Source organism: Arthrobacter sp. SAFR-023 (genome assembly GCF_051965295.1).
GTDB lineage: Bacteria > Actinomycetota > Actinomycetes > Actinomycetales > Micrococcaceae > Arthrobacter.
In genome coordinates this window covers 98,261-110,648 of sequence record NZ_JBQCMF010000002.1, presented here as the reverse complement: position 1 = coordinate 110,648, position 12,388 = coordinate 98,261, and the positions used below count along the sequence as shown (strand labels likewise).

The 12,388-nt window shown below is 66.9% G+C and carries 10 protein-coding genes; 6 read left to right on the top strand and 4 right to left on the bottom strand.

Annotated features, from left to right (window positions below; translation table 11 throughout):
• Positions 1–65: 65 nt before the first annotated feature.
• A complete protein-coding gene (locus tag ACTHQX_RS02715) occupies positions 66–1,529 on the top strand; it encodes a pyridoxal phosphate-dependent decarboxylase family protein (protein ID WP_236807846.1) in 1,464 nt (487 codons plus the stop codon).
• Positions 1,530–1,551: 22 nt separating this feature from the next.
• Here ACTHQX_RS02715 and ACTHQX_RS02710 read toward each other — a convergent pair whose 3' ends face one another.
• The 3 genes from ACTHQX_RS02710 to ACTHQX_RS02700 form a co-directional block, all read right to left on the bottom strand.
• The gene (locus tag ACTHQX_RS02710) at positions 1,552–2,622 is read right to left on the bottom strand and encodes an aminoglycoside phosphotransferase family protein (protein WP_236807847.1); all 1,071 of its coding nucleotides are present in this window, start codon (positions 2,620–2,622) and stop codon (positions 1,552–1,554) included.
• A 207-nt stretch (positions 2,623–2,829) separates the two neighbouring features.
• Complete coding sequence (locus ACTHQX_RS02705; RefSeq protein ID WP_440155505.1) at positions 2,830–3,573, bottom strand: VIT1/CCC1 transporter family protein; 744 nt, start codon at positions 3,571–3,573, stop codon at positions 2,830–2,832.
• Between the two features lie 62 nt (positions 3,574–3,635).
• Positions 3,636–4,880, bottom strand: coding sequence for a DUF4439 domain-containing protein (locus tag ACTHQX_RS02700; RefSeq protein WP_440155504.1), 1,245 nt, complete (start codon positions 4,878–4,880; stop codon positions 3,636–3,638).
• Positions 4,881–4,985: 105 nt separating this feature from the next.
• Between ACTHQX_RS02700 and rimP the strand changes: the two genes are divergently transcribed.
• The 5 genes from rimP to rbfA all read left to right on the top strand — a co-directional run bounded on the left by rimP (position 4,986) and on the right by rbfA (position 10,968).
• Positions 4,986–5,603 (top strand): ribosome maturation factor RimP, encoded by a 618-nt coding sequence (gene rimP, locus ACTHQX_RS02695; protein WP_440155503.1) that lies wholly within the window; start codon positions 4,986–4,988, stop codon positions 5,601–5,603.
• A complete protein-coding gene (gene nusA, locus ACTHQX_RS02690) occupies positions 5,603–6,580 on the top strand; it encodes a transcription termination factor NusA (RefSeq protein ID WP_236807850.1) in 978 nt (325 codons plus the stop codon). Before rimP ends, nusA begins: the two co-directional genes overlap by 1 nt.
• Before the next feature lie 256 nt (positions 6,581–6,836).
• Positions 6,837–7,178 (top strand): YlxR family protein, encoded by a 342-nt coding sequence (locus ACTHQX_RS02685; RefSeq protein ID WP_102970850.1) that lies wholly within the window; start codon positions 6,837–6,839, stop codon positions 7,176–7,178.
• Positions 7,179–7,330: 152 nt separating this feature from the next.
• A complete protein-coding gene (gene infB, locus ACTHQX_RS02680; RefSeq protein WP_440155501.1) occupies positions 7,331–10,207 on the top strand; it encodes a translation initiation factor IF-2 in 2,877 nt (958 codons plus the stop codon).
• A 251-nt stretch (positions 10,208–10,458) separates the two neighbouring features.
• Positions 10,459–10,968, top strand: coding sequence for a 30S ribosome-binding factor RbfA (gene rbfA / locus ACTHQX_RS02675; protein WP_440155499.1), 510 nt, complete (start codon positions 10,459–10,461; stop codon positions 10,966–10,968).
• A gap of 106 nt (positions 10,969–11,074) precedes the next feature.
• Here rbfA and ACTHQX_RS02670 read toward each other — a convergent pair whose 3' ends face one another.
• Complete coding sequence (locus ACTHQX_RS02670; protein WP_236807853.1) at positions 11,075–12,196, bottom strand: ScyD/ScyE family protein; 1,122 nt, start codon at positions 12,194–12,196, stop codon at positions 11,075–11,077.
• Between the last annotated feature and the right edge of the window lie 192 nt (positions 12,197–12,388).

Sequence of the window (12,388 nt, the reverse complement as noted above, 5' to 3'; positions counted from 1 at the left end):
GCTGAGCCGGTCTCCGGCGAAGCTGCGTTCTCGCGGGCGGTACAGGGACGGCGTAGCATGCCTCTATGTCAGCCGGTGCGGAACCGTACAGGGATGCCCTGGCTGCCGCCGTCCGGCATGCGACGCGCTGGCTGGAAAGCCAGCCCAGCCGCCGGGTTGGTCCGCAGCAGGCAGCACGGGAACTCGCGGCAGCGTTCGACGGAGCGTTGCCGCAGTCCGGCATGCCCCCGGCGGCCGTCGTGGATTACCTGGCCAGCCACGCGGAACCTGGGCTCATGGCCATGCCATCCGGACGCTTTTTCGGCTGGGTCATCGGCGGTACGCTCCCGGCTGCCATGGCGGCCGACTGGCTCGTCAGCGCCTGGGACCAGAACTCGGTGCTCCGTTACGCCACGCCAGCCATTGCCGCCATTGAGGATGCCGCGGGCCAGTGGCTGCTGCAGCTGCTGGGCCTGCCGGAGGAATCCGACGTCGGTTTCGTCACCGGCGCCACCATGGCCAACTTCACCGGGCTGGCGGCCGCGCGCTGGCGGCTTCTGAAGGGCGCCGGCTGGGACCTGGAACGCGACGGGCTCTTCGGCGCTCCGCGGATCCACTGCCTTGTGGGGGAGGAACGGCACGAGACGGTGGACCTCGCGCTGCGCTACCTGGGAATGGGCAGCCCCACAGTGGTTCCGGCCGACAGCCAGGGACGCATCGACGCCGCGGAGCTGGACTGTGCCCTGGACCGGATTGCGCTGAAGCATGCAGCCGCGAACAGTCCAGGCGCCGCACAGTCGGGCGGATCCCAGGGTTCGGAGCCGGCCCCCGTGCTGGTGTGCCTGCAGGCCGGAAACCTCCACTCGGGAGCCTTCGACCCCTTTACCGCAGCCGTCGCGGTGTCCAAGGCACACGGCGCCTGGGTGCACGTGGACGGGGCCTTCGGCCTCTGGGCGGCGGCCGTCCCGGAGCTCGCCGGGCTGACCGCTGGCGTGGAACGGGCCGACTCCTGGGCCACAGACGCCCACAAGAGTTTGAACGTCCCGTACGACTGCGGCGTGGTCGCGGTCCGGGATGCGCAGGCGCTGCGCAGCGCCATGGGGCTGCACGCCAGCTACCTCCTCCAGGATGCCGACGGCTTGGGCGATCCCAGCCAGCGGGTTCCGGAGCTTTCCCGCAGGGCCAGGGGAGTGCCCGTGTGGGCAGCGCTGAAGTCCCTGGGCAGGGACGGTGTGGCCGGACAGATCCGCCGCCTTGCCACATCCGCTGCCCAGCTCGCCGAACAGCTCACGGCCATTGACGGGGTGGAAGTCCTCAACGACGTCGGCTACACCCAAATCTCCGTGGCCTTCGGCGACGACGCCACAAGCCGGCGTGTGGCGGAGAGGCTCATCGCCGACGGAAAGGTATGGATGTCCGGTTCCCGGTGGCACGGCAGGGACGTGGTGCGGATATCTGTCAGCAACTGGACCACCGACGCCGATGACGTCACCACCGCGGTGGAGGCGGTGCGGGCCGCCTTCCAAGCCGTCCGGTCGGGCGGGCACTGACAGCCCTGTGCTCTCTGGGGCCCTAGGACGGCCATGTGTTCATGGCATCCTCGCCGGGTTCGGGCAAGTCGTGGGCAGCCGGAAGCCCGTCCAGCGTCCGGCCGGCAAGTGTGCTCGCTACCCACAGGGACCGGGCCATGTCACCGCCGTGGCCCGGCCTCGAGGCGTAGTGCAGTGCGTTGTCCACCTCTCTGGCTAGGCTCCACTGCCGGGCCACTTCCGGGTCCAGCCCGGCCGCGACGCTGAAGTCATGGCACCTTGCCAGCAGGCCGGCGGCGGGATCTGTTGCCGGCAGGTCCGGGATCCGGTTCCAGAGCACGGGAGCCACGGCGAATTCCGCCTCGCCCACCATCGGCTGGGGGTCGATGGCGGCAAAGCCGTCGGCGGCAATGTTCCGGACCGATTGGTTCCTTGCCGTACTGTTCGCTCGGGAGTCAGGCCTGGCCAAAATATTGAGGTAGTGGAAGTCCGTGTTGACGAGGACGTCCTCCGAGGAGCGGCGGCCAACGGCGCCTCTGGTCTGGCAAACCTCGAGTGCTGCCTCCAGCAGCCACCGGGGAAACGGACGGCCCAGCTGTTCCCAGTCGGCGGGCAGGTCGTCGCTCCACTGTTCGGCCCGGGCGGCCACGTGCACAAATTCCTGCCACTGCGGCCGGGCGTCGGGCACGAGGCTCAGCTCCCGCATCAGCCCGCCCCACACCTCAAGGGCGGTGTCCATCGGCTCTGCCCGGAGTGACCTGCCGGCATCCAGGCGCTCGAGGAGCATTGAACACGTTCCGGCGTCGGAGGCCAACAACTTCACCGCGCCATGGCCGTTCCACAGTGCCAGCGCATGGCGTTCCACGAGTGCTTCATCGTGCGGAAAGGCCACCTTCAATGCTGCTGCAGATCCCGCGGCGCGGACCGGAACCACAACCGCGCCGTGTCCGCTCCAGGGAAACACTCCCGGTTCCAGGTCAAGCTCAAGCTGCCACTGGTCGAGCCGGCCGCGGATCATGTCCGGAAGGGAGGCCAGCCAGGCCCTGCCGGCGCTGCTGCGGGAGTAGCGGCGCGTCAGGTCCAGGGGGATGGGAACGTCTGCTGGCCGACTCACAGCTCCAGCGTAGTGGAGCGGTCCTTGCGGATTGGGGAGGCCGGACGGCTCCTGCCCGGGCGATACCGGTGGCACTGCCTGCACGGAGGTTCCGCCGTCGCCCTTCCCCACGTCTGGCTTGGAGTTCTTGTCCAGATAATGGCCGCTGAAGGCCCTTGAAGTCGCGACAAATGGACAAAACCTCCTAGCCGGCGGCCGGGATGGCACCTACACGATGCCGCTGGCGCCCAGCAGGTTGCCGATGGTGAACGTCGCGGCCAGGGCAAGGCCGCCACCCACCACCACGCGTGTGCCAGCCCGGGTCTTTGAACCGCCGCCGATCCACGCGCCGACGGCGCCCGTTACGGCCAGGGCCAACAGGACTGCTCCGAAAGTCACCGCAACCCGAATGTTTTCGGGAGGGAGCAGGATGGCCAGCATCGGCAGAATTGCCCCCAGAGTGAAGGCGATGGCGGACGCAAAGGCGGCATGCCAGGGGCTCACGATGTCCTCTTCGTCAATATTGAGCTCCGCGGACAGGTGTGCGGCCAGGGCGTCGTGCTCTGTCAGTTCCCGCGCCACATTCCGGGCTGTTTCCTCGCTAAGGCCCTTGCTGCGGTAGATCGCGGTGAGCTCCAGCAGCTCCACTTCCGGTTCCTCGGCAAGTTCGCGCCGTTCCTTCTCGATCAGCGCCTTTTGGCTGTCGCTCTGGCTGCTGACGGAGACGTACTCGCCCAGGGCCATGGATACGGCACCGCCCACGAGCCCGGCAGCACCGGCCGCGAGGATGGGGCCGTTGTCACTGGTAGCACCGGCCACGCCCACTACAATCGCAGCGACCGACACAATCCCGTCGTTTGCTCCGAGGACACCGGCACGCAGCCAGTTCAGGCGGTGCACGAGGTCGTTGCTGTGGGGCTCATTGGCGTGCTGCCCCTCAGAGGGCAACGCAGATCTGTCCGCTGAATCCATGGCTCCAGCAAACCACTTTGAAGCAGCCGGCTGCCAGTGGGCTGTCGCCGGCCAGCCCGCGCCTAGGGTGCGCCAGGTGTTGCCGCTGCGCTGCCGTCGGTCTGGCGCGGTGAGGGCGTAGCCGGTTCCGGAAGCTCCGGCAGGAGCGCGGTGTCCAGCACAATGCCGGGTACGGGGCCCGGATCGGACCCCCAGCGCGTGGTCCGCTGGGCAGCCGCGACCAGTGAGGTGACGGCCCACCGCCGGGTTTCACCCTCACTCAGGGCCACAAGGTCGCCGTAGACCGGGAGCGTTCCTGCTTCAAGGCTGGCCAGTCCCGCAGCCGGCTTCTGCAGGAACGAGGTGTCCAGGGTGTAGCCCGGTTCACGGGGAGGAACTGACACGCAATGAGTGCGGGTGTAGGCCTCGGCCTGGCCAACCAGGGTTTCATGCGTAGCCAGCAGGGACCTCGCTTGGTCTGCGGCCGGCGCGGCCAGGCGCGTCAGCGCTACCTGGTAGCCGTACACGGTCTCAACTTCTGTGCGGACTACCCGGTTCAGGGCGGCGGCGAGCGTGGCGCTGTCAGACGGGTCCGCTGTTTTGGTGGACTGGTTACTGTCCTTTGGCTGGGCGGCACCGCCTGTCTCGGCGGTGTTGCCTGAGGGGGCACCCTCGCCAGAGGGGCTGGTGATGGGGCACACCGTGGCCGCGTTTCGCTGCGTTGTCGCAGGCGCCGGGAGGGCAGGCGGCGGCGTGCCGGCAGCCTGTGCCAGCGTTGTCGCCTGCAGCAGCTGGGCGGTTCCTACCGCGGCGAGCAGGCGGGCCATCCCGCCGTCGGCCTTCTCTGCATGGGTGAGGCGTTCCTTGCCGCTCGTGGACAATGCGGCGACCAGCGCTGGCAGCGTGGCCGGGCGCGGCGGTGCTGTCCCCGGTGATGCAGCGGCGGACGGACCGGCGGTTCCCGGCGCCCCTGCCGTTGACTTTGCCCCGGCCTTTGCGCCAGCGCCGGGCGCTGAAGTGGGGGTGGCACCGCCCGGAAGGAGGAGCGCCCGAGCCTGCGTAGTCAGCAAAGTCACAGTGTGCGAAAACAGCTGCCGCCGCGCGCCCGACGACCCATCCGCGAGCTGCTGGCTGGCAGCCCTCAGATCCAGCGTTTGAGCGAGCGCGGCGGCACGTGCCTGTTCGGAGAACGGGGGAGCTGCCGGTGCCGGGGATTCCCGCGGAATCAACGCAAAACCGAGGCTCAGCACCAGGAAAGCGGCGAGTGCCAGCAGGCCATACCGGAGATAGCTGGCCGGCGTTCTTTTTCGCCCGCTGTCGTCGTTCACAACAGACCATGTTGTCACGGCCCCCGGGAAGTCCGTGCACCAAGCCGCCCGGAAAATCGCTACGCTAGTACACACAACATCATCTAACGGGAGGCGGCCGGCATCGTGAGCAATGCAGAAGCCACGACTTCATCAGACCGGACCGACGCGGGAAAGGCTGAACCCGCGGCTGTCCACAATCCCGAGGCTGAGCGCCTCCGGGCGCTGCTGGAGCCCGCAGTCCAGTCGCACCGGCTTTACCTCGAGGATGTTGCCATCCACATCGCAGGTTCCAACCGCGTGGTCCACGTCGTGGTGGATCTGCCGCAGGAAGAGACAGGCGGGGTGAGCCTTGACGTCATCGCAGACATCTCCAAGGAACTCTCCGAGATCCTGGACAGCGACCCCAGCACGGACAGCCGTCCCTATGACCTTGAGGTTTCATCGCCCGGCGTGGGGCGTCCACTGACCGAGCCCCGGCACTGGCACCGCGCCCGCGGCCGGATGGTTGCGGTCAACGTGATCCAGGGCGAAAACGTCACAGGCAGGATCAGCTCCGTTGACGACGCCGGCGTGACCCTGGTTCCCGAAATCGCCGTGAAAAAGGGCATGAAGCCCAGGCAGGGCGACCCCGTAAAACTTCCTTTCGACAAGATCCGCAGCGGAAAAGTCGAAATTGAGTTCAGCCGCCTCGACGAGGCCGGTCTGGAAACTGAGCACAATGGACCTTCTGAGGAGGCCTGATGGATATTGACATGAGCGCGCTGAGACTCCTGGAGCGTGAGCGCGAGATCCCGCTGGACCTCCTCATCCCCACGATCGAGCAGGCCCTGCTCGTCGCCTACCACAAGTCGCCGGGCGCCTTCGAGAAGGCCCGCGCGGAGCTGGACCGCAAGAGTGGCCACGTGACCATCTGGGCCACCGAAATCGACGACGACGGCGCACCCGTCGGCGAGTTCGAGCACACGCCCGCCGGGTTCGGCCGCATCGCCGCCAGCACCGCCCGGCAGATCATCCTGCAGCGGCTGCGCGACGTTGAGGACGACAACGTCCTGGGCGAATTCAAGGGCCGCGAGGGTGAACTCGTTGCCGGGCTGATCCAGCAGGGCAACAACCCCCACATGATCCAGGTCAACCTCGGCGCTGTGGAAGCCCTGCTTCCGCCGCCCGAGCAGGTGCCGGGGGAGAAGTACATCCACGGCAACCGGCTGCGCGCGTACGTCATCGACGTGCACCGCGGGACCAAGGGCCCGTCCATCACCCTGTCGCGTTCGCACCCGGGCCTGGTTCGGAAGCTTTTCGAACTGGAGGTCCCCGAGATCGCCGACCGCTCCGTGGAGATCGTGGCCCTGGCCCGCGAAGCCGGGCACCGCACCAAGATCGCGGTCAAGGCAAACACCCAGGGCATCAACGCCAAGGGTGCCTGCATCGGCGAAATGGGCTCGCGTGTGCGGGCGGTCATGACCGAACTGAACGACGAAAAAATTGACATCGTTGACTTCAGCGAGGATCCGGCCACCTTCATCGCAAGCGCACTGTCGCCGTCGCGTGTGAATTCAGTCACCATCACCGACGAGGCCACTCGCTCGGCCCGCGTCGTGGTGCCGGACTACCAGCTCTCCCTTGCCATCGGCAAGGAGGGCCAAAACGCCCGCCTCGCCGCCAAGCTGACGGGGTGGCGCATCGATATCGTCTCCGACGCCGCCGCTCCCCGCGGTTAGCGCTGCGCCCGGCAGGGGTCAGACCGTCCGGCACAAGCCCTCACCTCGACCGATCTGCCCGCCCCTGCGGCGGGCAGTTTCGGTTTCCCGTTTCGGGTATGGGGCCCGTGAGGGGCTAGAATAGAACGTGGCCGCGCCTAGCGGCCGGCATCAGCGTGTTCGTGCGCCCGGGTTCCTGCCGCAAAGCAGGTCCTGCCGAAAGGCAGTGGCGGGTGGCCGGGCAGGCAGATAGGTACAGGCAGGAAGATACTCGGCAGTGGCACACGTGCAACAACTCGGGAATCAGCCGCAGCGTACCTGCATTGGATGCCGGAAAAAGGGGCCGCGGTCAGAGTTGCTCCGGCTCGTCTCCGACACCGGCGGTTCGTCCGCCGTCGTGGTGGATGAACGACGCCGGATGGCTGGCCGGGGTGCATGGCTGCACCCCAGCGAAGCGTGCCTGGCCCTGGCGGTCAAGCGGCGAGCCTTCGGTAGGGCCCTCAACGGGTCAACCGGAACCGCCGCCGTCGAACGCCGGATAACGGCAGGAGCGCACGCTGCGGATGTCCCGGCGTCTGCAGTACCAACCGTCCAACCTGAAAGCGGGTCAGAAATCTGATGGAAACCCGATGAGTTCCCAGCGATGAGCGCGTAACGATGACAACTTTGTTGCGCTCTGCAATGGGCCTTTCAGCTGTAACCGCAGCGGGGGCCCGCAGTAAGAAGTAGACGGTTCGTGCCTGGCTCGGTGCGGACCGAGACAGGAGAAATGTGGCCAAGGTCCGCGTACATGAGCTTGCAAAAGAGCTCGGTATTACTTCCAAAGATGCAGTGACCAAACTGCAGGAACTGGGCGAATTTGTTCGCTCCGCCTCTTCCACCATTGAGGCCCCCGTGGTGCGGAAACTCCGCAACGCGTTCCCGGCTGCCGCCGCTTCGAAGTCCGAAGCCCCCGCAGCCGCCCCCAAGTCCCCGGTCAAGCCGGCGGAATCCCGTCCCGCGCCGGCTCCCGGCCCCGCTGCCCCCAAGGCTGCGGCGCCTGCTCCCGCACCGGCTCCGGCTCCCGCACCGGCCCCCAAGGCCGAGGCGCCTGCAGCTCCGGCTGCTCCCGCCGCCCCGGCAGCTCCGGCTGCCTCGACGCCTGCTGCGCCCTCCACTGGTGCCAAGCCGGGAGCACGTCCCGCGCCCAAGGCTGAGACCCCGTCCCGTCCGGGGGGCGCTCCGCGTCCCGGTGGCCCCCGCCCCGGCAACAACCCCTTCGCCACGTCCCAGGGCATGCCCCGCGGCCGCGGTGGAGACGGCGAACGTCCGCCGCGCCCGGGCAACAACCCGTTTGCAACTTCCCAGGGCATGCCCCGTCCCGGTGGCGGCCGCACTGACGGCGAGCGTCCCGGCGGCCCGCGTCCGGCAGCCGGTGCAGGCGGACCCCGTCCCGGTGCTCCGCGTCCCGGCGCTACGCCCGGCCCGCGTCCCGCGACCGGCGCAGGTGGCCCCCGTCCCGGCGGTCCCCGTCCGGGTGCCGGTGGAAACCGGCCCACGCCTGGCATGATGCCTAACCGCACCGAGCGTCCCGCACCTGCAGGTGCCGGCCGTCCCGGTGGCGGCGGACGCGGTCCCGGCCGTCCCGGCGCTCCCGGAACCGGCGGTCCCGGTGGCGGCGGCGGTGCTCCGGCCGGCGGTGGCTTCGGCAAGGGCGGCCGCGGTCGCGGTGGCACCCAGGGTGCGTTCGGTAAGGGCGGCGCTGGGCGCGGCAAGCAGCGCAAGTCGAAGCGCGCAAAGCGCCAGGAACTTGAGCAGATGAGCGCACCGTCGCTGGGTGGCGTGAGCGTACCCCGCGGCGACGGCAACACCGTTATCCGGCTCCGCCGTGGCTCGTCCATCACGGACTTCGCCGACAAGATCGAGGCGAACCCCGCCGCACTGGTTACCGTGCTCTTCCACCTCGGTGAAATGGCCACGGCAACGCAGTCGCTGGACGAAGACACCTTCGCCCTGCTCGGTGAGGAACTCGGCTACAAGCTGCAGGTCGTTTCCCCGGAGGATGAGGAGCGCGAGCTGCTCAGCGCCTTCGATATCGACGTCGAAGCCGAACTCGAGGCAGAAGGCGACGAAGTGCTTGAGGCGCGTGCGCCGGTTGTTACCGTGATGGGTCACGTTGACCACGGTAAGACCCGCCTGCTGGATGCGATCCGGAACTCCGACGTCGTTGCCGGCGAGCATGGCGGCATCACCCAGCACATCGGTGCTTACCAGATCAGCCACGAGCACGAAGGCGTCGAACGCGACATCACCTTCATCGATACCCCGGGCCACGAGGCGTTCACCGCCATGCGTGCCCGTGGTGCGAAGGTCACGGACATCGCCATCCTGGTTGTGGCAGCGGACGACGGCGTGATGCCGCAGACCGTTGAAGCCCTCAACCACGCCCAGGCGGCCAACGTGCCGATCGTCGTGGCCGTGAACAAGATTGACAAGGAAGGCGCGAACCCGGACAAGGTCAAGGGCCAGCTCACCGAGTACGGCCTGGTTCCCGAAGAATACGGTGGCGACACCATGTTCGTTGAGGTCTCTGCCCGCCAGAACCTCAACATCGACGAACTGATCGACGCCGTGCTGCTGACTGCCGATGCCGCGCTGGACCTCCGGGCCAACCCGGACAAGGCGGCCCGAGGCATCGCCATCGAAGCGAACCTGGACAAGGGCCGCGGTTCCGTGGCCACCGTCCTGGTGCAGTCCGGTACCTTGGCTGTCGGCGACACGATCGTGGCCGGCACGGCACACGGCCGCGTCCGTGCGATGTTCGACGAAGATGGCGAAGCCCTCGACGTCGCACTGCCGTCCCGTCCGGTCCAGGTCCTTGGCCTGTCCAACGTGCCGCGAGCCGGTGACACCTTCCTGGTGACCGCCGACGAGCGCACGGCCCGCCAGATCGCCGAAAAGCGTGAAGCGGCCGACCGCAACGCCCAGCTCGCCAAGCGCCGCAAGCGCATCAGCCTGGAAGACTTTGACCAGGCGGTCGCTGAAGGCAAGATCGACACCCTCAACCTCATCCTCAAGGGTGACGTGTCAGGTGCCGTGGAAGCCCTCGAAGACGCGCTGCTCAAGATCGACGTCGGCGAAGGCGTACAGCTCCGTGTCATCCACCGCGGTGTCGGTGCGATCACGCAGAACGACGTCAACCTGGCAACGGTCGACAGCGCCGTCATCATCGGCTTCAACGTCAAGCCCGCCGAGCGTGTTGCCGAACTGGCAGACCGCGAAGGCGTGGACATGCGCTTCTACTCCGTCATCTATGCAGCAATCGATGACATTGAGCTGGCCCTCAAGGGCATGCTCAAGCCGGAGTACGAAGAGGTCCAGCTGGGCACTGCCGAGGTCCGCGAAGTGTTCCGTTCCTCCAAGTTCGGCAACATTGCAGGCTCCATCGTTCGCTCGGGCACCATCCGACGCAACTCGAAGGCCCGCATCACCCGCGGCGGCAAGCTTATAGGCGACAACCTCACGGTGGAGACGCTCAAGCGCTTCAAGGACGACGCTACCGAGGTCCGCACGGACTTTGAGTGTGGTATCGGACTGGGCTCGTACAACGACATCACCGAAGGCGACATCATCGAGACCTTCGAGATGCGCGAGAAGCCGCGCGTCTAAGTCTCATGCTTCACTTGCGGGGCCGTTGGAATTTTTCCGGCGGCCCCGCCCCTTCGCTGGGTGGCCTACGTCTTACGACGTCGGCCACCCAGCTTCGGCAGCGGAGCTGGCCTTCCCAACACTCGCAAGCTCGCGTCGGGGCCCTAGGCCATCTCCTTAGATGCCACTCCCAGCGCCCACAATTGCTACGGGCTAACGTTGTTCCATGCGTTTGCCCGACCAAGTTTTCTATTTCCATCCAGGAGGATGTCATGGCTGATCCGGCACGCGCTGCCAAGATGGCGCAGCGGATTAAGGTTGTTGTTGCTGAGGCTCTGGGCCGGAAGGTGAAGGATCCCCGGCTTGAGGGCATTACTGTCACCGATGCCCGTGTGACCAATGACCTGCAGCATGCCACCGTCTACTACACCGTGTTTGGCGACCAGGCCGTGCAGGCTGATGCGGCCAAGGGGCTGGAGAAGGCCAAGGGCGTGCTCCGGCAGGAAGTTGGCCGGAACATCACCGCCCGGCTGACTCCCACGCTTGAGTTCATCGCCGACCAGATCCCCGTGAACGCGTCCAACCTCGAAGAACTGCTCCGGACCGCTAAGCAGCGCGATGCCGAGGTTGCCGAGCTGGCCCGGAACGCCAAGCACGCGGGCGAAGCCGACCCGTACAAGAGCGACGCGCAGCCGGACGTGGAAATCGACGAAGACGACTTCGACGAAGAGGACCTCGATCTGGCGGACGACGAGGCAATCGACGAGGACCGGAACCACTAACGGTGCCGGTTCTGCGCCGCAGAGCCCATGCCATCATGCACTGAAGGGGTGCGGTCGGATCTTTCGATCCGGCCGCACCCCTTGCTTTTCCTGTCCCTACTTTTCGCTAGTCATCGAGTGGGGCCTTTACGACTCTGCCGTCCGGCGCCGTGTTCGGTGCCGGCAGCGAGTTGACCGTCGCGTAGATGGTGCCGCCCCTGATGTCGACGTCGGCCGTGAGCGTTCCCGGAAGCACTACCGTCTGCTTGCTTGAATGGGCGGACAGCCTCAGCACACCCTTGCCGAAGAGGGACGCGACGTACACGTTCCCGTCGTCGTCCATATCCAGGCCGGTCGGTGACATCACGTCGTCGGCGAACAGCTTGACGCGGCCGTTGTGGGGGTTGACCTTGTACACCGCTCCACGGGCACCCAGTGCCGGGTCCTCCGGTCCGCCGGGCAGCACGGAGACGTACAACCAGCCGTCTGGTCCGCGCTCCACGTCGGTAGGCACGGGCTCGAACCGGTAGGTATGGCCTGCGACGCAGCCCGGAAGTTTCAGAGCCGCGGTTTCTTTGGTGGTGAATTTGTGCGGTCGGGGCGGCAGCACGGCTACAGTTCCAGCCCTGCCTGATTTCACGTCGACCGACACGATGCTATTGGCTCCGGCGTCGGCAACGTAGATGGTGTTCCCGTAAACCTCGATCCCATACGGATGGGAATCGATGTGCCCCTTGTAGGAGACCTCCACATCCTTCGGCAGCTGCTTAGCGCACGCGGCCGGAAGGTCGTTGAAGCCGTAGCTCGTGCCGCCGTCCGCGTTGTGTTTCACCTCAAGGGCAGCGAGGTCGCCGAAGGTGCGGTGCTTGCCGTCGGCGCCTATGCTTCTGAGGTGTCCGGCCAGCGGCCTGGGATCCATGGGGCCAGCGCCCTGGCTCTCGGCCAGGTAGATGGTGCGGCCGCCCCGGTCACTGCCGGCCACGTCCCAGGCTGCGTTCCGGTAAACCATCGACTTGCTGCCGTCGCGGGCAACTTTCGTCAGCTTCCCCGCGAATTCCTCGCTAACCAGAACGGAACCGTCCGGTCCGTCGCTGAGGTGTAGCGGGCTAAGCAGGCCTTTTGTGAGCACGGTCGGCGCGGACTGGCTTTCTGCTGCTTTACCTGCCGGGGCTGCGTGGCCCGCCGGCGACGCAGACAAGAGGAGTGAGGCAGCCGCGACAGCCGCCAAGAGCGCTCGTTGCTTTTCCATACCGTCTCCAATGTCAATCCTGCGCATCCAGAACATTGAGACCGATATAAGGTCCGAAAATCGGGTCCCCCGACGCGCGTATTTTAAGCCCGGCCTTCGCGGCTTGTCGATGGGCCGGAGCTTGCTTGGACCGGTGAAAGGTTTCTGGGGAGCCTGCGGACGGGCTAAAAATGTCAGACCCCCTCATCAGAC